15 protein-coding genes are annotated in these 24,928 nt (G+C 62.6%); 5 read left to right on the top strand and 10 right to left on the bottom strand.

The window, feature by feature from the left end; genetic code table 11:
* Nucleotides 1–156: 156 nt before the first annotated feature.
* Nucleotides 157–3,312 carry an efflux RND transporter permease subunit gene (locus tag DyAD56_RS04850; RefSeq protein ID WP_102301619.1) on the top strand — a complete coding sequence of 1,052 codons (3,156 nt, stop codon included), beginning with the start codon at nt 157–159 and terminating at the stop codon, nt 3,310–3,312.
* Nucleotides 3,313–3,693: 381 nt separating this feature from the next.
* Nucleotides 3,694–6,864 (top strand): efflux RND transporter permease subunit, encoded by a 3,171-nt coding sequence (locus DyAD56_RS04845; protein WP_102301618.1) that lies wholly within the window; start codon nt 3,694–3,696, stop codon nt 6,862–6,864.
* Nucleotides 6,865–7,733: 869 nt separating this feature from the next.
* Here the strand turns inward: DyAD56_RS04845 and DyAD56_RS04835 are convergent.
* The 3 genes from DyAD56_RS04835 to DyAD56_RS04825 form a co-directional block, all read right to left on the bottom strand.
* Entirely contained in the window at nt 7,734–8,204 is a 471-nt protein-coding gene (locus DyAD56_RS04835) for a DUF3617 family protein (protein WP_102301616.1), read from the bottom strand.
* Nucleotides 8,205–8,280: 76 nt separating this feature from the next.
* Nucleotides 8,281–10,296 carry an alkaline phosphatase family protein gene (locus DyAD56_RS04830; RefSeq protein ID WP_233202285.1) on the bottom strand — a complete coding sequence of 672 codons (2,016 nt, stop codon included), beginning with the start codon at nt 10,294–10,296 and terminating at the stop codon, nt 8,281–8,283.
* A gap of 437 nt (nt 10,297–10,733) precedes the next feature.
* Nucleotides 10,734–11,627: a helix-turn-helix domain-containing protein gene (locus DyAD56_RS04825; protein WP_102301614.1), complete on the bottom strand. Its 894-nt coding sequence runs from the start codon at nt 11,625–11,627 to the stop codon at nt 10,734–10,736.
* 99 nt (nt 11,628–11,726) lie between these two features.
* Here DyAD56_RS04825 and DyAD56_RS04820 point away from each other — a divergent pair, with 99 nt between their 5' ends.
* Entirely contained in the window at nt 11,727–13,136 is a 1,410-nt protein-coding gene (locus tag DyAD56_RS04820) for a cytochrome P450 (RefSeq protein ID WP_102301785.1), read from the top strand.
* A 9-nt stretch (nt 13,137–13,145) separates the two neighbouring features.
* On the opposite strand, the gene DyAD56_RS04815 is transcribed toward DyAD56_RS04820, so the two are convergent.
* The 3 genes from DyAD56_RS04815 to DyAD56_RS04805 form a co-directional block, all read right to left on the bottom strand.
* A complete protein-coding gene (locus DyAD56_RS04815) occupies nt 13,146–14,801 on the bottom strand; it encodes a multicopper oxidase domain-containing protein (RefSeq protein ID WP_233202284.1) in 1,656 nt (551 codons plus the stop codon).
* Between the two features lie 93 nt (nt 14,802–14,894).
* Nucleotides 14,895–16,364 (bottom strand): MATE family efflux transporter, encoded by a 1,470-nt coding sequence (locus tag DyAD56_RS04810; RefSeq protein WP_102301613.1) that lies wholly within the window; start codon nt 16,362–16,364, stop codon nt 14,895–14,897.
* A 30-nt stretch (nt 16,365–16,394) separates the two neighbouring features.
* Nucleotides 16,395–16,991 carry a DUF2239 family protein gene (locus DyAD56_RS04805; RefSeq protein ID WP_102301612.1) on the bottom strand — a complete coding sequence of 199 codons (597 nt, stop codon included), beginning with the start codon at nt 16,989–16,991 and terminating at the stop codon, nt 16,395–16,397.
* Nucleotides 16,992–17,111: 120 nt separating this feature from the next.
* On the opposite strand from DyAD56_RS04805, the gene DyAD56_RS04800 reads away from it, so the two are divergent.
* Both DyAD56_RS04800 and DyAD56_RS04795 read left to right on the top strand, forming a co-directional pair.
* Entirely contained in the window at nt 17,112–18,032 is a 921-nt protein-coding gene (locus tag DyAD56_RS04800; RefSeq protein ID WP_102301611.1) for a bestrophin family ion channel, read from the top strand.
* Nucleotides 18,033–18,289: 257 nt separating this feature from the next.
* Entirely contained in the window at nt 18,290–18,805 is a 516-nt protein-coding gene (locus tag DyAD56_RS04795; protein WP_102301610.1) for a lipid A 3-O-deacylase, read from the top strand.
* 1,213 nt (nt 18,806–20,018) lie between these two features.
* Here the strand turns inward: DyAD56_RS04795 and DyAD56_RS04790 are convergent.
* The 4 genes from DyAD56_RS04790 to DyAD56_RS04775 all read right to left on the bottom strand — a co-directional run bounded on the left by DyAD56_RS04790 (nt 20,019) and on the right by DyAD56_RS04775 (nt 24,880).
* Nucleotides 20,019–21,539 (bottom strand): DHA2 family efflux MFS transporter permease subunit, encoded by a 1,521-nt coding sequence (locus DyAD56_RS04790; RefSeq protein WP_102301783.1) that lies wholly within the window; start codon nt 21,537–21,539, stop codon nt 20,019–20,021.
* Nucleotides 21,540–21,708: 169 nt separating this feature from the next.
* Nucleotides 21,709–22,908: an HlyD family efflux transporter periplasmic adaptor subunit gene (locus tag DyAD56_RS04785; protein WP_102301609.1), complete on the bottom strand. Its 1,200-nt coding sequence runs from the start codon at nt 22,906–22,908 to the stop codon at nt 21,709–21,711.
* Between the two features lie 17 nt (nt 22,909–22,925).
* Nucleotides 22,926–24,395, bottom strand: a complete 1,470-nt coding sequence (locus DyAD56_RS04780) for an efflux transporter outer membrane subunit (protein WP_102301782.1) — start codon at nt 24,393–24,395, stop codon at nt 22,926–22,928.
* Between the two features lie 29 nt (nt 24,396–24,424).
* Entirely contained in the window at nt 24,425–24,880 is a 456-nt protein-coding gene (locus tag DyAD56_RS04775) for a MarR family transcriptional regulator (RefSeq protein ID WP_102301608.1), read from the bottom strand.
* Nucleotides 24,881–24,928 lie beyond the last annotated feature (48 nt).

Raw genomic sequence — 24,928 nt, 5'->3', positions numbered from 1 at the left:
GACGCAAGACTTCACCTGCATGGCCTTCGGCACACCACTAACGGCACATTCGCCATTGCGCCATTGCGTGCATAAAGACGTACGGGAAGATCGCCACAGGAAGGATCCCGTGTCCTAAGGCGCGGACGGGGCGCGCCGCCGCCAACGAACCGAATCGTGAACTTCTTCGCACCCTTGATACGTCGCCCCATCGGCACTTCGGTGCTGGCGTTTGGACTCGCGCTTGCGGGGTTCTGGGCGTACCTGCTGCTGGGTGTTGCGGCGCTGCCGTCGCTCGAATTTCCAGGCATGGTGGTCTACACGGAATTGCCGGGAGCGAATGCGCAGACCATGGCGGCGACGGTGGCCGCGCCGCTGGAGCGGCACCTGGGCCGCATACCGGGCATCAAGGAGATGCATTCGGAGAGCAACGACGGTTCGACGTCGATACGGATCATCTTCAACTTTGGCAACAACACGGACAAACGCGCGCGTGATGTGGAGGCGGCCATCAACGCGAGCATGGCGGATCTTCCGTCAGACATCCCGATACCGCCGCGCTATTACAAGTTCAACACCGCCAATATTCCGGTGCTGTTGTTGTCGCTTACCTCCAGCTCGCTGCCGCCGGACAAGCTTTACGATTTGGCCGACACGCTGATCAATCCGGCGCTTTCGCAGATTCCCGGCGTGGCGCAAGTGCGTGTGATCGGCGGCCGACCCAAGGCCGTGCGCGTGGAGCTCAATACGGAGGCGCTGGCAGCCAAGGGCCTGACGGCCAACGATGTGGCCAACGTACTGCGCGCCGCCAACGTGACCTCGCCAGAGGGTGCGCTGAGCGACGGGCGCACGCAAATGACGGTAGCCACCACGGCATCACTCAGTACACCGCAGGAGTTTGGCAACCTACTTATCGCGGTGCAGAAGGGTGCGCCGGTGCGCTTGTCGGATCTGGCCAAGGTGACGACGGGCCAGCAAGATGAGTATCAGGCGGCCTGGTTCAACGACCATCGCGCGGTGGCTATCCGCATCAGCAAACGGCCGGAGGCCAACGCGGTTGCCACCGCTGACGCTGTACGCGCCAAGCTGCCACAAATGCGCGCGTGGCTGCCGGCGGACCTGCAGATCACGCCGATCTTCGACCTGACGCAGACCACCAAATCCGCGCTGCACGAGGTGGAGGTGGCGTTGCTGCTCAGCGTGCTATTGGTGGCGCTGGTGATGCTGGTGTTCCTGCGCCGCGTGGGGCCGACGTTGATCGCCATGCTGAGCGTACCGCTGTCGCTGGCCGGCGCGTTCACGGTGATGTGGACGTTGGGCTTTACGCTCAACACGCTATCGCTGGTGGCGCTAGTGCTGTGCATCGGCTTTGTGGTGGACGATGCGATTGTGGTGATCGAGAACATCGTGCGCCATATGGAGCAGGGCTCGCCACCGCTGCAGGCGTCGCTGGATGGCGTAAAGGAAATCGGTTTTACGGTGGTGTCGATCACGTTGTCGCTGATTGCCGTGTTTGCGCCTCTGTTGTTCGGCAACAATCAGTTCACGCTGTTGCTGCGCGAGTTCTCAGTAACGCTTACGGCGGCGGTGGTGATCTCGGCCATTATTTCGCTGACGCTGACGCCGGCGTTGTGCGGGCGCTACCTTACGCTGGAGAACGCGGGCGGCCGTGAGCCCAATCGCATGGAGAAGGCGCTGGAGCGCTTTGACCGTGCGTTACACCACGTCTATGAGAGAGCGCTCGATTGGGCGATGCGGCATCGCCGGTTGATGCGCTGGCAGCCGCTGATTCTGCTGACGCTGACGGTGGGCATGGCCATGGCGGTGGTAAAGCTCTATGGCTTTGAGTTCATGCCGAAGGAGGACATCGGCATGATTCAGGGCGACGTGACGGCGGACAATAATATTTCGCCCACCCTGATGGCGGAGCGCGCGAAGAAGGCGGCGGCGATCATGGTGAACGACCCCGCCGTGCTCGATGTCACCACGTTCCTGGGCAGCGACAATGCCGGCGGCGCAGTAGGCAACCAGGCCACGATGTTTGTGGACCTTAAGCCGCGTGGTCACGGACCGGGCATGCGGGCGGAGTCGATCAAGGACACCATTACGCGGCTCAACAAAGCGTACGAGAAAGTCCCGGAGCTGCACGTTGCGCTCAATTCCATCGGCTTTTTCAACGACAACGACAATACCAACCGCGGCAGCCAGAGTTTCCAGTTGATCAGCGCCGACAACGCCGACCTGCAACCGTGGGTCTACAAGGTGACACAGCAGATGCGCCTGCATAAGGAGCTGCGCGACGTCACCAGCGACTACGACAACGTCGACAAGCAGCAGATGCTGACGGTTGACCGCCTTGCCGCAGGACGCTTGCATCTGAGCATGGGTGATATCGATTCGGCGCTGTACAACGCGTTTGGTCAACGTCAGGTGTCGATCATCTATTCGAACATCAACCAGTATTGGGTGGTGCTGACGTCGGCATCGGAGCGATCGCTGAGCCCGAACACGCTGCTCAATACTTATGTGCGCAGCGATACGGGAAGCATGGTGCCGCTGTCGGCGGTGTCGCGCATCGAGCCCAGTGTGCAGCCCTCGCTGGTGATCCATACCAACCAATTGGAAGCCACGCAGATCTACTACAACACCGAACAGGACCTTCCGCAGGACAAGGCGACGGCGCTGATCGAGCAGATCGTGGCTGATGTGCGGCCGCCACCGGGCATACAGCTAGGCTATTCGGGCGATGCGCAGAATTTGCAGGAAACCAAATCCAACGCCAACGTGCTGCTGCTTGGTTCGATCCTGGCGATGTACATCGTGCTCGGCATTCTCTACGAAAGCCTGGGCCACCCGCTGACCATTCTTTCCACGCTGCCGGCGGCCGGTGCGGGTGCGTTTCTGGCGATGCTGGTGACGGGTACGCCGATGTCGCTGATGGCGATCATCGCCATTCTGATGTTGATCGGCATTGTGAAGAAGAACGCGATTCTGATGGTGGATTTCGCGCTGGTGGCGCAACGTGAGCATGGACGTTCACCGCCGGATGCGATTCGCGAGGCAGCGCTGGTGCGCTTTCGCCCGATCACGATGACTACGCTGGTGGCCATGGGTGCCGCGTTGCCGTTGGCTGTTGGCTTTGGCATTGGCTCGGAGTTGCGGCAGCCGCTGGGTATTGCCATTGTCGGTGGCTTGCTGGTGTCGCAGTTGCTGACGTTGTTGAGTACGCCGGCGATTTATCTATGGAATTACGATCGAAAGGTGCATAAGGCGGCGCGGCAGGCGAGGCGGGCGGCTAAGCGGGGGTTGAAGGTGCAGCCGGTGGCGGGGTGAGGGGGTTGGTGCTCGCCTTACCGTTTCGATGAAACCGTTATCCCTGCGTACCCCAAAAGGGGGCAAAGGCCGGGATGACGACACAACCGTGAGGCTAGATTGCCCCCTTACCCCAACCCTCACCCCGAGGGAGAGGGAGCAAAGGCGAGCGAACCGCGTGCCCAAAGCCATGCAAAACACCCCAAATGCGTCAGCATCTTCACTTTTCTCACCCCCTGCCTTTCGGCACGGACCGACTTCAGGCACATTCGCGTATCCCGTCCTCACAGGCATAAAGAGCGGCATACCTGGGCCTTGCGCCTTGCTTGCGTGAACGTGTGCCCGCGCTGATGGTCTGCCTGGGTGACGGGCGTGCGCCGCCCTAACCAGTATGGAAACTGAGTGAACATCTTCGCCCCCCTGATTCGCCGCCCCGTGGGCACCTCGCTGCTGGCTTTAGGCCTGCTGCTGGCGGGCGTCTTCGCGTATCGCCTGCTGGGCGTGGCGGCGCTGCCGTCGCTGGAGTTCCCCGGCGTGTACATCGTGGCGCAGCTGCCGGGTGCGAGCGCGCAGACCATGGCCTCCACGGTGCTGGCACCGCTGGAGCGGCACATCGGCCGCATTCCCGGCATCGATGATATGTACGGTAATGCGGCGGAAGGTACGGCGTCGATCCAGGTGCGCTTTACGTTCGACCGCACAGCGGATCAGGCCGCGCGAGATGTGCAGGCGGCCATCAATGCGGCGCAGGCGGATCTGCCGGTGCTGCCTTCACCACCGCAGTATTTCAAATTCGATACCTCGCAGATTCCCATTCTGCTGGTGTCCCTCACCTCGACCAGCCTGCCGCAGGACCAGCTGTACGACCTCACCAATACGTTGCTGCAGCCCGCCGTCTCGCAGATTCCAGGGGTGGCCCAGGCTCAGGTCTTCGGTGGTACGCCACACGCCGTGCGCGTGGAGCTGGACATCAACGCACTGGCCGCGAAGAACCTTACTGCCAACGATGTACGCAACGCGTTGATCGCCGCGAACGTGACCTCGCCGCAAGGCGTACTCACCGATGGCCGCACCCAGATGACGGTGACGGCAAACGATGGCCTGCGCGAAGCCAGCGATTTCGCCAACGTCCTCGTCGCCACCCGCAACGGCGCACCGGTACGGCTATCAGACGTAGCTAGGGTCTACAACGGCCAGCAGGATATTTACCAGGGCGCATGGTTCAACGGCCAATCCACCGTGGCGATGCAGATCAGCAAGCGCCCCGAGGCGAATGCGGTGGAGACGGTAGACGAAGTCCGTCGTCGCCTGCCAGAGTTCAGCAAGTGGTTGCCGGCTGATGTGCAGATCACGCCAATCTTCGACCTAACCACGACCACCAAGTCGGCACTGCATGAAGTCGAAGTCGCGCTGATGATCAGTATCGCGATGGTAGTGCTGGTGATGTTGGTGTTCCTGCGCCGCCTTCGTCCCACCTTGATTGCTTCGCTGAGCGTGCCGCTGTCGCTCGCTGGTGCCTTTGTGGTGATGTTGGGCTTGGGCTACACGCTCAATACGCTGTCGCTGGTGGCGTTGGTGCTGTGTATCGGCTTTGTGGTTGACGATGCCATCGTGGTGATCGAGAACATTGTGCGCCACATGGAGCACGGCGAACCTCCGCTACAAGCTGCGCTGATGGGCGTTCGCGAGATCGGTTTCACCGTGGTGTCGATTACACTGTCGTTGGTCGCGGTATTCGCACCGCTGCTATTCGGTAACAACATGTTGATCATGCTGTTGCGCGAATTCTCAGTGACGCTGGCGGCAGCCGTGGTGATCTCAGCCATCATCTCGCTCACCCTCACACCGGCGCTGTGCGGCAAATTACTCAAGCATGAGGAGCCGAGCGAGCGCACACCTGGCCGCCTGGAGTTGGCGCTAGAGCGCATGGACAAGGGCTTTCACCGAATCTATGAGCGATCCCTCGACTGGGCCATGCGCCATCGCCGCGTGATGCGCTGGCAACCGATCATTCTATTGTTCGCCACCTTCGCCCTTGGTGCCGCGGTGGTGGCGACAGCTGGCGGCAACTTCATGCCCGAAGAAGACATCGGCATGATCCAGGGCGACATCCGCGCCGACGCCAACATTTCGCCGACGCTGATGGCCACGCAGGCGCAGAAGGCTGCCGACATGATGAAGGCCGACCCCGCCGTGCTCGACGTACTCACCACGCTCGGTGGCAATGATGGTACCGGCGCGGTGGGCAACGCGGGCAGCATGTTCGTTGACCTGAAGCCCAAAGGCAGCGGCCCGAACGACCGCCACGAAAGCGCGAAGGCGGTGATGGAACGCCTGGCCAAGCAGTACGACCAGATGGCCGGCATCCGAGTGTCGCTAAGTCTGGTGCAATTCCTCGGCGGTGGCGGCAGCGGCGACAAGGGTGGTGCATACGAATTCCAGCTCATCGGAAGCAATGGCGACGACCTGCAACCATGGACGCTGAAGCTCGTGCAGCAGATGCGCAAGATGAAGGAATTCCGCGACGTCGGCAGCAACTTTGATCTGGTCGGCAAGCAACAGCAGGTCAAAGTGGATCGCAACGCCGCCAGCCGACTGGGTGTAACCATCGGTGACGTGGACACGGCACTGCTTAACTCCTTCGGCCAACGCCAAGTGTCGATCATCTATTCGGACATCAACCAGTACTGGGTGGTGCTGACCTCCAGTTCGGCGACCTCACTGAGCCCCGAGACCCTCCTCAATGTGCGTGTGCGGAACGCGTCAGGCCAGATGATTCCGCTCTCGGCGATTGCACATATCGAGCCGAACATGAGCCCGACCCGCGTCCGCCATCACAATCAGCTGGAAGCCTCGACCATCACCTACAACCTGGCCAAGGATGTTTCGCAGGACGTGGGCACGAAACTGGTGGAGAACGCCGCCATCATGACCGGCCTGCCCGAAGGCGTACGTGTGGAATGGACCGGCCAGAACCAGCGCCTGCAGCAAGCCAAGAGCAACGGCATGGTGCTGCTGATCGGCGCCATTGTGGCGATGTACATCGTGTTGGGTATTCTCTACGAAAGCCTGGGCCATCCGCTGACTATCCTATCTACGCTGCCGGCAGCTGGCATGGGTGCTTTCCTGGCCATGCTGGTGACTCACACACAGCTCACATTGATGGCCATCATCGCGATCCTGATGCTTATCGGCATCGTGAAGAAGAACGCGATTCTGATGGTGGACTTCGCCCTCGTAGCGCAACGTGAGCGCGGGCTATCGCCACCGGATGCGATCAGGGAGGCTGCACTGGTACGATTCCGTCCCATCACTATGACCACCTTGGTGGCCATGGGCGCGGCGCTGCCTCTCGCCGTTGGCTTCGGCGTGGGCTCGGAGATGCGACAACCGCTGGGTGTGGCGATTGTGGGCGGACTTTTGGTATCGCAGCTGCTAACCCTGCTTAGTACGCCGGCCATTTATCTGTGGAACTACGACCGCAAGATCCGCAAGGCGGCGCGCAAGGCGCGCCGCGAGATGAAAAGAGCGAAGCTAAACAAAATCTCCAAGGCGATCGATGCGACTCCCTAGAAAGGGCGGTGGCCCGAGATGCGCTTCCCGGAGGCAGCGCATCTCGGGCCATCGTGCGGGGATAACATCAGAGGCGATTCTCGAAATGGCTGACATAGCCCTTTTAAATGGCGCGAATGACGCGCCAGAAATCGTCTCTTGAAAATATGTCGGCAGATTAAGAGGCGGTACTTACCGCAAAGAGCGCTGAAGAACGCTTGGCTTTTTATGGCGAACCATAAATAGCCAAGCGCTATTTCAACATGTGGCCGCTTGACCTACACATCTGTCATATGCAACCTTTTGATCGCTCCGCAGCTGACGCAAATCAGCGCCTGGAGTTACTGCTCAGAAGCGAACCTGTGCGATTAACTACGCAATGGGTGTTGGTTAATGGTCTTTGCGAAAGAGAATCGCGCGACTGAAGCGCAAGGCAGTGGATTTCGTTTATCCAGGCCAGTTTTGTCACATGGAGCATCTAGACGTACTCGACACTAACTCATAAAAGGAAGGACATTTATGAAGAATCGGATGCACGTTATTGCTGCAGTATTTGGATTGATGATGCTTTCTTCGACCGCAACGATGGCCGACACTGGCAATACCACTGGAAGGCCCGGTAGCAGCGCCACCTCAATCAAAGACGATACAAAGGTAGGCACCCAAGTTCTGTGGTGCATCCATTGGCTCGATGGCTCAGATTTGGCTTGCTACAATATTTAATGTTTGATCGGTCTGTGTAGCGTAGCCGTCTGATAGCGGCTTGGGCTTGCCGACCCAAAGGTCGGCAAGTTTTTAGGTGTTAGATGTACAACACGGTACGACGCACGGGCCTGGTCTTTCATACTCAGTGCCTGGCGCGGAAGCCAAGTCTTCAAGGTGAATTGGTCTCAGTCCCTCGGACTCGTACACGCCGCATAGCGGCGCCCCTCCACCTGCACCACATCCTGCCCCTTGATGCTGACCCCCGCGGTGTAATGCTCCGCCGAATCAAACTTCACCCGCCCGCGCGCCGCGTCCACCAGCCTCTGACACTGCAGCGTCCAGCTGAGCGCCGTACTGCTGCGATGCTGATCGGCGCGTTCGCATTGCGTATAGCCCGGCACAGGTAGTTGGGCGAACTCCACCCACGGGTCCGGACTTTCATCCACGCAATGCCAAGTGATCTGCGGCGGGCCTTCCTTGCCGTGATCGAACACACGCGTGACGATCTTCCAAAGGCCGGGCATGGCCTGGAAATCGCCTGGATCGGCATGACCCGGCTCACCCACGAACGCGGCAGCCAGCAACACCAGCACGGCAAGCGCGCGGGTGACGGTGTGGCCTCGGCGGCCTGGAACGGCTTGGCGGATCGGTTTCATGGCCGGCAACGACTCCCACTACGCAAAAAGAACCCCGCCCGCTTGAGCGGGCGGGGTCCGGTTCCCTGCTATTGGATCAGTCTTGTGTTTCAGCTGCTGCGTAGCTATGACCGTGACGATCGCGGTCGAAGTCGAACATGTTCATCAGGTTGCCGATGGCCGGTGCATTGAGCGGCACATACGGGTTGTTGGGCAGCGCCACCGGGTTGGGCAGGTTGTCGCGGCTGCGACCCGAGATGGTTTCACGCAGGCCCCAGTTGGCTTCGACGAATTTGTCGAAGGACACATGGTCGTAGTATGTGTGCACTACGCGGCCGCCTTCGGAGAAGCGCGACACCACCAGCAGCGGGATGCGCGTGCCGTCGCCGAAGAAGTCCACCGGCTGTATGTAGCCCGAGTCGTAGTAACCGCCGCCTTCGTCGAAGGTCACCATGATCACAGTGTCGTTCCACACCTTCGGGTTGGCCTTGGCCATGTCCACGATCTTCTTTACGTAGCCTTCGAACAGTTCCAGCTTGGACGATGCCGGGTGTCCGTCCAGGATGCCATCCGGCTTCGCGATGGAGACCGCCGGCAGGGTGTCGTTCTGGATGTCGTTGTACAGGTCGGTGATGTCCTGGTTGTTCGCACGCAGCTTCGGATTGGTCATGACCTGCGTGGAGTACAGGAACGGATCGCAGATGTTGCAGAACGTGCCGGCTTCGCCGCTCTCCTTGCCGTCTGCATAGCCTTCGCCGTAGTACTTCCACGATACGTGGTGGCGGGAAAGCAGCAGCGCGAGGTTGTCCTGGCGTGTCGGCGGGATGGTGAACTGGGTAGCGCCCAGCGGGGCCGGGGTGCCGTCACCCAGGTAACCCGGGTTGTAGTTGTTCACTAGGTAGTAGGCGTTCTTCTTGCAGTCGGTGCCGTGGAAGGTGTGATACGGCAGGGACTTCAGGTAGTCCTTCACGGCGCCCACGCCGGGCTGCGTGTCATCGGCGCAGTTGACGTAGGAACCACCACCGTAACCGTCCTGCACGTACCAGTTGTTGGTGCCGGACTGTGCGTCCGGATTTTCGATCTGGTTCGACGGCGGCGTCGCCGGCTCGCCATTCGCATCGGCGTAGTAGATGGGCTCACCGAAGCCCAGCATGATGTGGTTGGCACCCGTGCCGCCCATCACCGACTGGTGGAAGTTGTCGCTCAACGCATACGTGCGGGCGAGCTCGGCGAAGTAGGGCACGTCGCCCTTGGCGATGTTGAGGAACTGCATCGCGGTGGAGCCTTCGCCCGTGGATTCGTCATCGAAGCCGGCGGGTTGCGTCTTGCCGTTGGTGCCGGCGCCCACGGTGGTTTCCACCCACGGGAACAGATCCATGCGGCAGCCGCTGGGGTTCTTTTCAGTGGCGACGTTGGTGTCGCAGTCCAGCTGCTGCCACATCTGGAAGAAGCGATGCACCGGGCTGTTGGCGTAGTCGTCGTAGCTGATCGATGCATGCATATCGACCGGCGCATTGGCGAGCACCGACGGGAAGCGCGTGTCGATGGTGTCGTTCGGCAGGCCGGTGCCGCCAGCAGCCAACTCGCTGTAGTCACTGGTGGGCAGTGCGGGCTCGATGGCCTGCGCCTGCGCAGCCGACGCGAATGGCGCCTGCGTCGGTGCACCGCCGGTGTTCATCTGCGGCAGCGAGGTGAACGCGGTGGTGTGCGTGGGGGCTACGGAGTACTTACCGGTGTTGCTGGCCTGCCACTGCTTGGCAACGGCGACGTTCGGGCCCGGCGTGCCATCGGCGTTGACGATGCCTTCGGATAGCAGGTTGTGCACGCTCTGGCCCTTGGGCGGCGTGTACGTGGCGAACACGTGGTCGAACGTGCGATTTTCGCCGATCAGCAGGATCACATGCTTGATGGGCGTGCGGGTGCGATCGCTGCGATCGTCATGGTCACCACCCGGTGTGTGCAGCACGGTGACGCCGGTCGCGGGAGCCTGGGTAGCCGCGGCGGCATTCTGCTCGGTGGGATTGCTCTGCGCGCTCACCACGCCGGCCAAGCCGACAGCAAGCGTACCAATAGCGAGCGGCAGCAGCCGCTTGCGGACGTGCGTCATAGACATGACTTCGATCTCCTGCAGCGATCCCTGGAAGGGCTGCGTGAGTGGACCCCCTGATTAACCGGCACCTGTTCGCAACGTGGAGGGGTGCGGCCGGCGGCGAGTCTGGTCCGCACAGATGACGGACCCTTGGCGCTTTTGCGACAGGGATGACGTGCTACATGACAATGCGGAGACGCCGCAAATGTTTGCGAAATTTAGACAAGGGCAAAGCGCATGGCTGTGCGACCTGTGCGATCGAACGACTGCGGGCGAGCGCAATAACGGCAAGAAATTGCCTTGCGTTTGCATCGTGAAAAATATCTAGAAACGCGCGCGGCGACACATTCGCGCGAATGTGCGCACACAGGGTCATGTGCCCTTGCGATTCGCGAGGACAGGAAGGGTCCTGATCAAACAGGCGTCGCCGCGACGTCGTGCGCGCAGGACGATGTGCGTCGCTAGCCTTCCGCCCAAAGGCGATACACCCAGAACGCTTCCTGCTGCTGCATGCCTTCGTACAAGGCCTGCGGCGCGTAGCCGGTGATGCGACGCGTCACCCTGCACAGATGGGGCTGGTCGGCAAAGCCCGCCGCTGCCGCCACATCCGCCCAACGCACATCGGTCTGCGCCACGTCCGCTTCCACGGCCTCGAAGAACGCGCGTTCGGCGCGACCAAAACCGCGCAACTCGCGCAGTGGAAGGCCCGCCCAACGTTTGATGCGCCGCTCCAGTTGTCGCAGGCTTCGCCCGACGGAAGAAGTCGCCGCACGCTGGGTGAGGTAAACCGCCCAATCTGCATGGCGCTGCACGGCCAACGGCAGCTCCGGCCTGCATGCCCACCAGCGCGGCTCCAGAAAATTTTCCAGGCAGGCGATGCGCTGCGCGTCGTCAGGTAGGTCCTGCACGTTTGCGCACATCGCCAGCCACTCCGGCGGCAACACGTCCGCCGCATCGACGAAGCGATCAGTAAGTTCTGCGGGCTCCAATCCCGTCAATAGATGCAAGGCATCGGGCATCAGCAGCACCACCATGCTGTGAACGGGGCCCGGACACCATGTCGAAGTGGGCTGCGTCTGCGGCCCACCGAACACCCAGCGGCCGGGCGGCGGCATGCGCGGGCTTTCCAGGCCGGGCATGTTGTCCGCATCGGCGGGCAGGAGCATCTCGCTGCTGCCTTCGAACCACCAGCTCAGGCTGCACATGGGTGTGGCGGGAAAGCGATTGATGCGTTGCTCGTCGTCCAGCGCATAACCCACGGTGCTGCGCACCACCACGCTGCGCACGCAGGCGACCAGTGAGGCACGCGGCAACCAGAGCTGGCCCGATGGGAGCAAGGCATCGGGCTGACGCATCGAAGGGGAAACCAGGGTAGCCATGCGCCGCAGTGTAAAACGTCGGCGATGTCGTAATCGTTCAATACCGTGGATTGGTCGTGCGAGAGCATGCCCGCCATGAAGACAACGACCTTTACCGCTGCCCTGGCATCAACCGATCATGCGCTCCCGAGTGGCCCCACAGACCGATGGTGGGGGTTCTCGCTGTTGCGTCGCATGCGCGCCGACTACCTCGGCTTCGTCACGGACTTGCAGCGAGAGTACGGCGACCTGACGCGTATGCGCCTGATCAACGAGGACGCGTGGGATCTGATGTCGCCCGCGCTGATCCGCGAGGCGATGGTGACGCAGTCGGGTCAGTTGATCCGCTGGGAGCGTGCCACGCGCGTTTTCAGCGAGCTGTTTGGTCAGAGTGTGCTGGTGACGCATGGCGATACCTGGCAACGGCAACGCCGTATGCTGATGCCGGCGTTTACCGCCCGCCGTGTGGGTGGCTATGCGCGGTTGATGACCGACGCTGCACGCACCGCGCTCGATCAAGCGGTGCCTGCGGGCGAATCGTCCGCGCAGGTGAGCATGAATGACCTGTGGAATGGCGCCACCATGGACGTGATCCTGCGCACGCTGTTCAGCGAATCGGTGCAAACCGATGCCCAGGCAGCCGCGAAGGCAACGCAGACCCTGATGACCAGTGCGTTCCACGAGATGTTCGTGCCGTGGACATGGCCACTCTGGTTGCCCACACCGGGTAATGCGCGTAAGCGAAACGCGCTGGCCACGTTGCGTGGATTGGTGGGTCGACAGATCGAGGCGCGATGGAACGCGGTCGATGACGAACCGCCACGCGACGATCTGCTGCAGATGTTGCTGGCGGCCCGTGATGATGCCACTGGCGACCGCTTGTCGAAGCAGGAGGTGTTCGACCAGTGCATGGTGAGCTTTGAAGCGGGGCACGAAACTAGCGCCACCACGCTGCTGTGGTGGAGCCTGCTGCTCGCCCGTCACCCGGAGGCGGCGCAGCGTGCGCAGCGCGAAGTGGATGAGGTACTGCGCGGCGCCACGCCCGGCGCGCAGCACGTGGACCAACTGCCGTGGCTGCAGGCTACGTTGAAGGAAACCTTGCGTGCGTATCCGGCGGTGTCGGTGCTGATGACTCGCCGCAACACGGCGCCGATCACACTGGCCGGCCACGCGGTGCCGAAGGGTGCGATGTTGCGTGTCACGCCGTGGGTGATTCACCACGACGAGCGCTGGTTTCCGCAACCCGACCGTTTCATGCCGGAACGTTTTCTGGATGATGCGCCGCATATCCCCAAGGGCGCCTGGATTCCCTTCGGCATAGGGCCGCACGTGTGCATCGGCCAGCATTTCGCGATGCTGGAGATGACGTTGCTCGCCGCCATGCTATTGCAGCGCTATATGCTCTCGCTGGATGACGATAGCCACGCCGACCACACGCCCCAACTCTCGGTAACGTTGCGTCCGCGCGATCCCGTGCGACTGCGCTTGACGCGACGTGCCGGTTGACGGGTCGCGTCAGGCCGGCAGTAGCTGGAACGGGCGCATCATCTCGTTGTCTTCGTGCTCGAGCAGGTGGCAATGCCACACGTAGCGACCGGGCTCACCTTCAAACTTGGCGATGATGCGCGTGACCATGCCGGGATCGGCGCGCACGGTGTCTTTCCAGCCCATCTCTTCTGGCGCGGGGGGGATCGCCGGGCCGGTGTACTTGAGTGTCTTGCTCTCGTTCCACACGAACAGATCGAACGGTCGCCGTTCCAGCACCTGGAAACGCACCAGGTGCAGATGCATGGGATGTGCATCACCGGTGAGGTTCACCATGCTCCAGATCTCGGTGGTGTTCTGGCGCGGATCTTCGGTGATGGGGGCGGACCAGTGCTTGCCGCCGAGCATCATCATCATCGGGCTGCCACCGGCGTCATCCTGCTCGCCCAGTGTGAGTACGCGGTCGCGCACGGCGCTCGCCTCGGCCATGCGTTCGATGGTGCGTAACGTCGCCGGGACCGCACTGGTGTCTTTGCGGCCGCGATCGCGCACGCGAAATTCCATGATGGCATCGCCCTGCTGGCGCAACTGCGCCTGTTTGCCGTCCATGCCGGAGAAGTCGACGATCACGTCGGCGCGCTCAGCCGGGTAGAGCGTGACGTGCGAACGTGTGAGCGGCGCGGCAAGCAGGCCTTGGTCGCTGGCGATCTGCGTGAATGCCAATCCGTTTGACAATGAAAGTTCGTAGAAGCGCGTGTTCGCGGCGTTGATGAGGCGTAAGCGATAGCGCCGTGGCTCGACCTCCGTAAAGGGAAAGAGCTTGCCGTTGCATAGGATGGCGTTGCCATTGCACTCGGATACCCAGGGCGCATCCGGATCATCGGAGACGGGGTAGTACAACTGGCCGTCTTTCGCGATCAGGCGGTCGCACAGGATCAGCGGCAGGTCGCAGTCGCCGGTCGGCAGGTTGAGTGCCTTTTCCGCGTCGTCTTCGATCAGGTAGGCACCGAGCAGGCCCGCATAGATGTTGAGCCGCGTGATGCCCATGGCGTGGTCGTGATACCAGAGCGTGGCCGCGTCCTGCGCGTTGGGGTAGTGGCTGACCGCCGAACGGCCGGGTTCGAACCATTCTTCCGGATAGCCGTCGCTGGATGGCGACACGCGCGCGCCGTGGACGTGCGTCACGGTGCGTACTTCGGGCTTGCTGCGCTCAGCGCCGTGGATGGTGTGGTCGATGGGCAGGAAGTGTTTTTTCGGCAGCGCATTGGCCCATTCGATCAGCAAGGGCTCGTTGCGCCTGGCGACCAACGTCGGGCCCGGGAATGATCCGTTGTAGCCCCACAGCGGCGTGGGTGGCAGGTCACGATGCAGTTGCGCCTTGAACGCGCGCATCTCCATTCGGTACAGCGGCAGCTGTTTGCCTGGATGCGTGGGATCCGAACGTTGACCGACGGGCTTTGCTACGGCGGGTAAGGGCAACGGATCCACGAAGCGCGCCAGCGTCACCGGGTTCACCAGCGGCACGTTGGGTGCGGCGAGCTGGGGCATGGCCATGCGCGCCATCTTCTCGTCGCCGATGGCCGGCGCGGACCAGGCCAGCAAGCCGAGCTCTGCCGCCGTGGCGGCGCCGACCATGTCGAATAGACCGCGCAGGAACTGGCGGCGTGAAGGGTTGATGCGAGTCATCGAGCCACCCTAGGCAGCCCGGATGACAGTCGCGTGGCAAAGCGTGAAGGGAGGTTCACCCCGCGCGCGCGTTGGCGCGAAGGGTGAAGCCGGTCACTCCGCGGAGGCGGGTACGCCTTGTCCGGTGGTGGGGGCCTGTTGGCCGGCAACGGCGGCCGAATCGTCTTGCCCGGCCTTTTCGATCGGCGTGGCCAGCATGCGTGCACGTCGCCAGCCGCCCCACTTGTAGTAGCCCATGGCCATCAGCATGGAGGCGAGCGAGCCCAGCGGAAAACTCCACCAGATAGAGTCCGCCCCCAGGTGCGGCGCCAACGCCAGCGCAAACGGCGGACGGATCAGCCACATGGAGATGAACAGGATGATCAGCGGTGGCAGCACCGCGCCGGTGGAACGCACCACGCCAAACAGCACGAAGGTGACGCCAAAGAACATGAAGGACCACACGGCGATGCTGTTGAGGTGCTGAGCCAGCGTCAGTGCCTGGGCGTCGTTGGGCAGGAACATGCCGAGCGCCGCGTGATTGAACAGATAGATCACTCCGATCAAGCAGCCGCTGAGCAGGAAGTTGTAGAGCACGCCCACCCGGGTAATGAGGCTCACGCGGTCCCACAGTTTGGCGCCCACGTTCTGCGCCGCCATGGACGACACCGCCGCACCGATCGCCATCGCCGGCATCTGCACGTACGTCCACAGCTGCGTGGCAGCACCGTAAGCAGCGGTGGTCTTGGAGCCGTACTCGTTCACCATGTGGATCATGATCATCGCGGAGCTGGAGATCACGATCATCTGCAAACCCATCGGCAAACCCTTGACCACCAGCGAGCGGAGGATTTCCCGATCCGGGCGCAGGTAGCCGAGCTCGTGGCTGGTGAGGCGCAGGAAGTGCTTGCGCCGGTACAGCGTGAAGATCAGGGCGAACAGGGCAATGGTCTGCGCGATCAGCGTGGACGTGGCGGAACCGGCAATGCCCATGCGCGGGAACGGACCCACGCCGAAGATCAGCAGCGGGTTGAACACAATGTCCATCACCACCGACAACGCCATGAAGACAAACGGCGTACGCGAATCGCCCGCGCCGCGCAGCGTCATCATGAGAAAGTTGTAGAAGAACATCGACGGCACGGCGATGAAGATGATGCGCAGGTACGGCACCGCGAAGGCCTGTGCATCGACCGGTGTGTTGAGCGCGCGCAGCATCCACGGCGTGCCGAAGTAGCCGCCGATGGCTACCAACACCGATATCGACACAAAGAATGTTACGCCCGTGCCCACCACGCGCTTGGCTTCCAGCATGTTGCGCGCGCCGAGGCTCTGGCCGATCAGGATGGTGCACGCCATGCTCAGGCCGAATACGGCGCCCAGCAGCAGGAACAGGATCAAGTTGGCGTTGCTCACCGCCGTGAGCGCAGCTTCGCCCAGGTAGTGGCCGATCCACATGGCGTTGACCGAACCGTTGAGCGACTGCAGCACCGTGCTGCCCAAGATGGGCAGGGCGAACATGAGCAACGTGCGGGCAATCGGTCCTTCGGTAAGCAGCGGCTGCTTTGCAGCGAACGATGACATCGAGAATTTTCCGCGAAGGGGAGGGGGAAATCAGTCGCCCGCGATGGCCGCCTGCCATGCGCGCGTTGCGAGAACACGCACATGCTCGCGCACATCGACGGGCCATGCATCTGTCAGCTGGATGAAACGCTCACGCTCCTTACGCCAGAACGCGCGAGAAGCTTCTTCGTGATTGGCTAGATTACCCGTCATGGCGCTCATGAAGCGATCCACCGCTTCACCGGCAAGGCGAACGGCATCGCGCTCGCGATGACTGCGACGCGCCTCTTCGACAAGACGACGCAAGGTTGCCGAGGCACCACCCGGCTGTTCCGCGAGCCAATGCCAATGGCGTGGCAGCAAGGTGACCTCCCGCGCGATGACGCCCAGACGGGGGCGTCCGGGGCCGCGCGGCGCGGGTTCCTCGTCTGAGGGTGGCGCAGGCAAGCGGGCGAGTACGTCGTCCGGCGTGCCGCGCAGGTCGAGCTCTACCGGGCGGCTGCTGAGATCATCGAAGACCAGCACGGGCCCTTTGGCTCCGGCATCGACGGCATGTTTGACGGCAAGCGCCACCTCGGCCAGCGTGCCAGCGCCAATCCGCCGATGGCCGTCAAAGGCAGTGCAGGAAGCGATCTCGAAGGCAGACATGGTTTCATCCGGGTATAAATGAGGCGGGAATATTGCCCGGGCGATTCCTGAAGATCAAGCGCCGCCGCGGCTAAGGGGCGAGCGCGGTACCATTTCCCCAGTTCCCGCCAAGCCGCTCCCATGGTCATCCACCCTCCGCATCGCTCGCTCCGGTTGATGCTGTTCACCCTGCGCGGCTCCATTGTTCCGGTGATCTGGAAGCGGGTGGTCGGGATGATGCTGCTGTCCGTGGCGGTGGTGCTGCTGGAGCGCCGCCTGCCGCACACGGGTGTGGAGCTGGGTGCCATTCCGCCCACGCTGATGGGCCTGACGCTGGCGATCTTCCTCGGCTTTCGCAACACGGTGGCCTACCAGCGCTGGTGGGACGCGCGGACGCTGTGGGGCGAGTTGTTGATCGTGCTGCGCAATCTGGCGCGGCAGACGATGAGCCTGCCAGCAAGCCTTTCTGCGGCAGAGCGCGAACGGATGGTGCACCGGTTGATCGCCTTTGCCCACGCGCTGCGTCACCACCTGCGCGGCACCTTGCCGGGCGACGATGTATCCCGCTGGCTGACACCGGAAGACCAAGCCGCGCTCGCGGACCGTCCCAATCCACCCAACGTGCTGCTTGGCCTGATTGGCCAGGGCTACGCGCAACTGCAACGAGAAGGCCGGCTAGACGTCATCCTGCTGGCGAGTATCGATGCCCAGGTGACACGCGCCTCGTACGTGCTGGGTGGGTGTGAGCGCATCCAGGGCACGCCGATTCCGTTCGCCTACATTCTGCTGCTCCACCGCACCGTCTACATCTACTGCCTGCTGCTGCCGTTCTGCTTGATCGGCAGCGTCGGCTGGGTGACGCCGCTGATGGTGGGCGTGCTGTCCTACACGTTCTTCGGGCTCGATGCGCTGGGCGACCAGATCGAGAACCCGTTCGACCGCTTGCCCAACGACCTGCCCCTCGACGCCATGTGCCGCACCATCGAGATCGGCCTGGGCGAACTGCTGGGCGAACGTGACCTGCCGGCGCCGCTGCAACCTGTGGACGGCGTGCTGCTCTAGGCGGGAACGTCCAAGGCACCGCCGAAACCGCCAATAGCCCGCTCCCCTTGTCGTAGTTTTACGGCATTTTCGGCGTGCGCTTCACGCTACCTGAGACAGACTGCTGGTGTGCCGGGAAGGGATATCCACGCACTTGTGCCGCCCAGGCAACGCACTGTTGCCTCGATTCGACCTATTTCCAATACCGGTCGGTCCAGTTAAGTAATTATACTAGGCGGTGCATAAATTCCCTCCCCCAAGCACAAAGAAGAAATCACATGCGATCCTCCCTCCTGCGCAGTGCCGCAGCGTTCGCACTGATCGGCGTTTCCGCTACGGCCTTGGCCGACACTCGTATCGAAATTAATGGTGGCCGAAGTTACTCGGACGGCTACTGGACCAACACCGCCTGGGTCGAAGCGATCTGGGGCGAGCACAACCTCGGCGACAGCCGCATCACCTGGGCCCCCATGGCCTCGTTGGGCTTCCTCAACGGCCGCAAAGTAACGCGCTACGGCAATGCCGTTTCCGACGATGTGTGGCTGGGCGGTGGCGGCTTACGCATCCGCTATGGCAACGCCAACGACTGGTATCACCACCTGTTCTGGAACTCGGAGATCGCGGTCCAGGCGGGTCGCACGCTTGCGCTGAGCAGCGGCGGCGAGTTTGTGAATTCGGTGGGCTGGACGGGTGAGCATTGGACGTTCCAGATTCGCCACGCGTCGAATGCGGGCATCAAGGGTTCCAACCGTGGCGAGACCATGGCGTTGGTGGGGTTTGCGTTTAATCCTTGAGGTGGTGGTGTTGGTGGTGTTTAGGACAACGGCTCCGTTAGGGGCCGTTGTTGTTTGGATGGCTAGATGGTTTTGAGGTGGACGCTGCTGCTCTGCTCCCTCGCCCCTTTGGGGAGAGGGTTGGGGTGAGGGGTCAACCTAGCCTCACCGTTTCATCTAAGCCGTCATCCCTGCGTAGGCAGGGATCCAGTGTCGTCAGTGGTCGGCTGTCGCCTCATGCGTTACCGCGATCTGGCCGCTTACGCAGCGGGCGTTTCGCCCTCCTGCCGGAGGCCGAGTCACCTTTCTTTGCTTGCCCAAAGAAAAGTAACCCAAAGAAAGGGCACCCCCACTTGGCGCTGGCCGGTGGAGCCGGCCAGTTCGCGAGGGGCGGCCGGGCTTTTCGACGGGGCTCCTGCCCCGGCGAAAAGGAATCGGCATCCTTGCCGATTCCCCTGCGGGCCTTCTCGTCCACCCCTCACCGCCGCACAGGGGGCCCGGTAGATCAAAAGCGAGAGCGCACGGCTCGTGCAGCGGAGCTGCACATCGCGCTGATGCGGAGAGGACTTAAAGCGGGCTTCGCTACGCTTTCCGATTGCTGGGGCTTGGGAAAGAGGACGCTACGCTTCCCGACCGGTATGGAGAACTCGCCACGGAACGGCATCCTCTTGCTCTTCTGTCTTGGCTTTGTGCTCTAGAGCAGGAGCAACGCGACCTGCTGGCGCGATGTGCAGCGCAGCGGCACGAGCCGTCCGCTTGGTGCTTTTGATCTCCCGGGCCCCGTATGAGGCGGCGGGCGGGTGGAGATAAGGCCCCGCAGGGGTGGCTGGCAAGGATGCCAGCCACTTTTCGCCGGGGCAGGAGCCCCGTCGAAAAGCCCGGAACCCGACCGCGTACCTGGAGGACGAAGCCCGCAAGGCGCCTCATCCGGGGGGCCCTTTCTTTGGGTTACTTTTCTTTGGGCAAGCAAAGAAAAGTGACTCGGCCTTCGGCAGAAGGGCGAAACGCCCGCCGCGTAGGCGGCCCGATCTCGACTACGCGACAACTGAGCGATAACGCCTGGACGATGGCAAAGATGAAACGCTCAGGCGAGCACCCACCCCTCACCCCAACCCTCTCCCCGAAAGGGAGAGGGAGCAGAGCTAAAGCCCACCAGCACATCGGCACCACACCCGAAACCAAAGAAAAAGGCCGCATCACTGCGGCCTCATCCACCCACATCACACAAACACAATCAGTGGTCCGCCCCCGGCCCCGCCTTCGCGCTGAACGGCGGCCGCGCCATCCATACCACCACAATCAGGAAGAAGAACACCCAGCCCAACAGATGGAATACCTCGTTGAACGAGATCTGGTAGCCCTGCTGCGTGATCATCTGATCCAGCATCACGTTCGCCGCCTGCCCCTGCACCCCAACACCCTGCAGCGCAACCTGCGCTGACGTATCGTAGGGCGTGATGTGCTCTGACAGATGTGCGTGATGCACGATCGCACGGTGATCCCACAGGAATGTGGTGAGCGACGCGGAGAAGCTCGCGCCTAGCGTACGCAGGAATGTCGCCAGGCCGCCGCCCGAGGCGATCTCGTTCGGTTGCAGATCCGACAACAGAATCGTCGTCACCGGCATGAAGAACAACGCGACGCCCAGGCCCTGGAACAGCTGCACGCCGGCGACGTGCCAGAAATCTATCTGTAGGAAGAACTCGGAACGCATGAAGCAGGTCGTGCCCATCACCAGGAACGCGCACGAGGCCAGTAGGCGCATGTCGGTACGCGACGCGTACTTGCCGACCAGGAAGGTGAGCATCACCGGCAGAATACCTAGCGGCGCAGCGGCAAAACCTGCCCACGTGGACGTATAGCCCATATTCCGCTGCAGCCACTGCGGTACCAGCAGGCCGATGGCGAAGAACGCCGCATAAGCCAATACCAACGCAATGGTGCCGGTGCGAAAGTTGTGGTGGCGCAGCAGGCGCAGGTTGACGATGGGTTCCTTGTCGGTGAGCTCCCAGATCAAGAAGACCGCCAGAGAGATCACGGACACGATGCTGGTGATCACGATGAACGTGGAGTTGAACCAGTCCTCGTCGTTGCCCTTGTCGAGCACGATCTGCAGCGCGCCCACACCGACGATCAGCGTGATGAGCCCCACGTAATCCATCTTCGGCCGCATGGTGACTTCCGGGCGTCCCTTCATCTGGTTGCCCACCACCATGCTGGCGAAAATACCGATGGGCACGTTGATGAAGAAGATCCACGGCCACGAATAGTTATCAGTGATCAAGCCACCGAGGATCGGGCCTGCGATGGGTGCCACCACGGTCACCATCGCCAACAGCGCGAGCGCCATGCCGCGTTTGGCGGGTGGATAGATGGAGATCAGCAAGCTCTGCGTGACCGGGTACATCGGGCCCGCTACCGCGCCCTGGATGGCGCGGAACAGGATCAGCATGGGCATGCTCTGCGCGATGCCACACAGGAACGACGCAATGGAGAACAGCAGCGTCGACCAGATAAACAGCTTCACTTCGCCGAAACGACGGGTGAGGAAGCCGGTAAGCGGCAGCGCAATGGCCATGCTCACCGCGAAGGAGGTGATGACCCAGGTACTCTGATTGACGCTCACGCCGAGGTTGCCGGCAATCGTCGGCAGCGACACGTTCGCGATGGTCGTGTCGAGCACCTGCATGAAGGTCGCCAACGAGAGGCCGACAGTGGTCAGCGCCAGGTTGGGCGGACGGAAATCTTGACTCATCGCACGGATAACCTGCGGTATGAAGGGTGTGCCCGCGCCGAACAATGCATCGAAGCGGGTCTTATTTTTTCCGCATCATTCCGGTGCAAGCCGGAACGACGCTTTGAATCACTGATGCAGTTGGCGTGGATGGCGATGCAGCGCCTCCACGCCTACGGCAAACCACTTATTACTTCGGACCTTCGCTGGCGCCCGCCATATTCGCGTGGATGATCTCCGCGATCATGCCGTCGGCCTTGGCCAGCTGTTCCTTGTAGACGTCGGTCTTGAAGGCCGGCTGCGTCGGCGCCTGGTTGGCAAGCAGCAAGCCCTTCTGGTCGTGCAGGTTCACTTCCACCTTGGTCGACAGGCCGATGCGCAGCGGATGGTCTTCCAACTGCTTCGGATCGGTGAAGAACACGCGAACCGGAACGCGCTGCACGATCTTGATCCAATTGCCGGTGGCGTTCTGCGCCGGCAGCAGCGAGAACGCGCTACCCGTGCCGACGCCAAGGCTCTGTACCGTGGCCTTGTAGGTCACCGTGCCACCGTAGATGTCGGCGCGGATTTCCACCGGCTGGCCGATGCGCATGTTGGTGAGCTGCGTTTCTTTGAAGTTGGCGTCGATCCACACTTCATGCAGCGGCACCACCGCCATCAGCGGCGTACCCGATGCCACGCGCTGACCCAACTGCACCGAACGCTTGGCGACGTAGCCGTCCACCGGCGCGATGATGGAGGTGCGCACGTCGTCGAGGTAGGCGCCACGCAGGCGGGCGGCGGCGGTTTGCACATCCGGATGCGAAGCGACGACGGTGTCGTCCACCAGCACCTTGTTGGTCTGCAACTGCTGCTGCGAGGTGGTCATGGCGCTCTGCGCCGTGGTCAGTGCATCCAGCGCGTGTGACAGCTCTTCGGCGGAGATCGCACCGGACTTGGCGAGATCACGACGACGGTTGTAGTCGGCCTGTGCCTTGTCCACCGCGGTTTTGCGTGCGGCCACTTCGGCCTGGGCACCGCTGACGTTGCTGTACAGACCGCGCACCTTACGCACGGTGCTGGCGAGGTTTGCGCGCGCCTGCTCCAGTGCGACGTCGGCATCAGCCGGATCGAGCTTCACCAGCACGTCGCCGGCATGCACCAGGTCGCCGTCATCGGCACCGATGGTGATGACTGAGCCGGGCACCTGCGGGGTGATCTGCACGACGTTGCCGTTGACATAGGCGTCGTCGGTCTCTTCGTACCAGCGGCCTTCGAGGAAGTACCACAGGCCCCAGCCGATGGCGGCGATCACCACCACGGCCGCAAGCGCGCGCAGCAGGAAGCCGCGACGGCTCTTTGGGGGTTGAGCGGCCGCATTCTCGGCCGCAAGCGGGGTTTGGCTAGACATGGGGGCAGCCTTTTTTCTTAAAGCGAATGATCAGAGGAAGATTGGACGGCCACATCGGCCGAGGCGCCTTGCGGGCGGAAGCCGCCGCCGAGGGCCTGGATGAGCTGCACGGACAGGTCGACCTGCTGCGACTGCAGCGCGGCAAGGCGCTCCTGCGCGGCGAGCAACTGCTGGCGCACGATCAGCGCCTCCAGATAGCTGCCCACGCCAGCCTTGTAACGCTGCTCGGAGAGCTGCCACGCCTGCGTGGCGGCATCGACTGCGCGCTGCTGGGCGGCGACCTGCTCCTGCGCGGACTGCACGGCGTCGTAACCGTCGGCCACTTCGTTCACCGCGCGCACCAGCGTTTGGTTGTACTGGGCCACGGCTTCGTCGTACTGCGCATCCTTCGAGGAGAGGCTGGAACGCAGACGGCCGCCATCGAAGATCGGCAGGCTCAGCGACGGACCAAAGGTGTAGAAGCGAGCCGGCAACTGCAACGGGTTGATGCTGCCGAACGCCGCCACGCCCGCCATCGCGCTGATGCTCACGTTGGGCAGGAACTGGGTCTTGGCGACCTTGATCTCCTTGCCTGCGGATTCCACGCGCCAACGCGCAGCGACGATGTCGGCGCGATGGCCAAGCAGCTCGCTCGATAGATCCGCCGGTGCGGTGAGCGCACCCGGCGTCAGCATCTGCGGACGACCGATGTCGAGGCCACGGTCCGGACCCTTGCCGAGCAGTACGGATAGCGAGGAACGGGCCGCATCGATGGCGCGCTTGGCAGCGGCCACTTGTTGGTCGGCGTTGGCAACTTCGGTGTCGCTCTGCTTGAGCTGCAACTGGTTATCGAGACCGGCGGAGACGCGCTGCTGGGTTAGCTGGCGCGCCGTAGTGGCCCGCTCGTGCTCGGCTTTGGCCACATCCTGCTGTGCATACGCGTAGGAGAGCTGCACATAGGCGCGAGCCACGTTGGTGGACAGCTCGATGCGAGCGGCCTGCTGCTCGATCTCGGCAGCGTGCTGCATGCCTAAGGCGGCTTCCCACGCGGCGCGCTTGCCGCCCCACAAATCGAGGCCCCAGCTGAAACTGCCGCGGGCGTCCTTGAACCAGGTGAACTTGCCACCGCCCAGATCCGGCGGCGCCGCGGTAAGCGGCAGGCGCTGGCCAATCATGTTGGCTCCAGCCGTGACACTCGGACCGCGGTCGGCATCGGCTGCGCCAGCTTCGGCCTGTGCCTGGCGGGCGCGGGCGTCGGCCACGGTCAGGGTGGGGTTGTCTTTCAGCGCTTCAGCGATCAACGCGGTCAGCTGCGGGTCGCCGAGGCCGGTCCACCAATCGCTGCCGGGCCAGGCGGCAGGGGAGAGCGCAACGCCGGACAGGCTGCGATCGGCTTTCAGCGAAGAGGCATCGGTGAGCGCGCCCTCCGGATGCAGGCCGCCGCTGCTGACGCATCCCGCCAGCGCGAGGGAGAGGCCGGTGGCTGCCGCAAGGATTTGCAGACGCATGGGCTTGGTTTCCAGAAAAATGAAACGGGTCAATTCATGTCGCGGAGCGCGACTAACACGCGCTCCAGGTAATCGCGTAACTGCTCGCGCTCGGTCGGGTCCAGCGCCTTCTGGGCGGCGTCCAGAACGCGGTCGTTACACGGTGTCATCTGTCGCCACATGACGTCGCCAGCCGCCGTCAGCTCGATACGCAGGGCCCGACGGTCCTGCTGATGCGGCTGGCGGCGCAGCAGGCCCTTGCCTTCAAGCTGATCGAGCTGGCGAGTCATGGCGCCGCCATCCAGTTCCACCGCGCGAGCTAGCTCACTGGCTGACATCGGGCCTAACAGCGCAAGGCGCTTGAGGATCAGGAACTGGATGAAGCGCAGCTCCACGCCCGACGCTTGCAACTCGGCTTCCGTCTTGCGGACCAGTTCGCTGCGAACCAGTCCGATGAGGACGCCGATGCTGTCCTGCGGGTATGTAGGGGGATATGAGGGGGTCATGGAGCGGCAATTCTATTGCCGCCAATATATTTGTCAAGGCAAATATGT

The sequence above is a fragment of the Dyella sp. AD56 genome (assembly GCF_002878475.1).
Lineage (GTDB): Bacteria > Pseudomonadota > Gammaproteobacteria > Xanthomonadales > Rhodanobacteraceae > Dyella.
Note: the sequence above shows the minus strand (reverse complement) of the source record. Positions and strands in the feature narration are given on the sequence as shown.

What these genes read in the sequence shown, in the direction of transcription:
- DyAD56_RS04835 (WP_102301616.1), bottom strand. Translation starts at nt 8,204, where the DNA reads ATGAAACCGATCCGCCAAGCCGTTCCAGGCCGCCGAGGCCACACCGTC.
- DyAD56_RS04805 (WP_102301612.1), bottom strand. Translation starts at nt 16,991, where the DNA reads ATGTCTGCCTTCGAGATCGCTTCCTGCACTGCCTTTGACGGCCATCGG.
- DyAD56_RS04830 (WP_233202285.1), bottom strand. Translation starts at nt 10,296, where the DNA reads ATGTCTATGACGCACGTCCGCAAGCGGCTGCTGCCGCTCGCTATTGGT.
- DyAD56_RS04800 (WP_102301611.1), top strand. Translation starts at nt 17,112, where the DNA reads ATGGTCATCCACCCTCCGCATCGCTCGCTCCGGTTGATGCTGTTCACC.
- DyAD56_RS04815 (WP_233202284.1), bottom strand. Translation starts at nt 14,801, where the DNA reads ATGACTCGCATCAACCCTTCACGCCGCCAGTTCCTGCGCGGTCTATTC.
- DyAD56_RS04790 (WP_102301783.1), bottom strand. Translation starts at nt 21,539, where the DNA reads ATGAGTCAAGATTTCCGTCCGCCCAACCTGGCGCTGACCACTGTCGGC.
- DyAD56_RS04795 (WP_102301610.1), top strand. Translation starts at nt 18,290, where the DNA reads ATGCGATCCTCCCTCCTGCGCAGTGCCGCAGCGTTCGCACTGATCGGC.
- DyAD56_RS04810 (WP_102301613.1), bottom strand. Translation starts at nt 16,364, where the DNA reads ATGTCATCGTTCGCTGCAAAGCAGCCGCTGCTTACCGAAGGACCGATT.
- DyAD56_RS04785 (WP_102301609.1), bottom strand. Translation starts at nt 22,908, where the DNA reads ATGTCTAGCCAAACCCCGCTTGCGGCCGAGAATGCGGCCGCTCAACCC.
- DyAD56_RS04775 (WP_102301608.1), bottom strand. Translation starts at nt 24,880, where the DNA reads ATGACCCCCTCATATCCCCCTACATACCCGCAGGACAGCATCGGCGTC.
- DyAD56_RS04780 (WP_102301782.1), bottom strand. Translation starts at nt 24,395, where the DNA reads ATGCGTCTGCAAATCCTTGCGGCAGCCACCGGCCTCTCCCTCGCGCTG.
- DyAD56_RS04825 (WP_102301614.1), bottom strand. Translation starts at nt 11,627, where the DNA reads ATGCGTCAGCCCGATGCCTTGCTCCCATCGGGCCAGCTCTGGTTGCCG.
- DyAD56_RS04820 (WP_102301785.1), top strand. Translation starts at nt 11,727, where the DNA reads ATGAAGACAACGACCTTTACCGCTGCCCTGGCATCAACCGATCATGCG.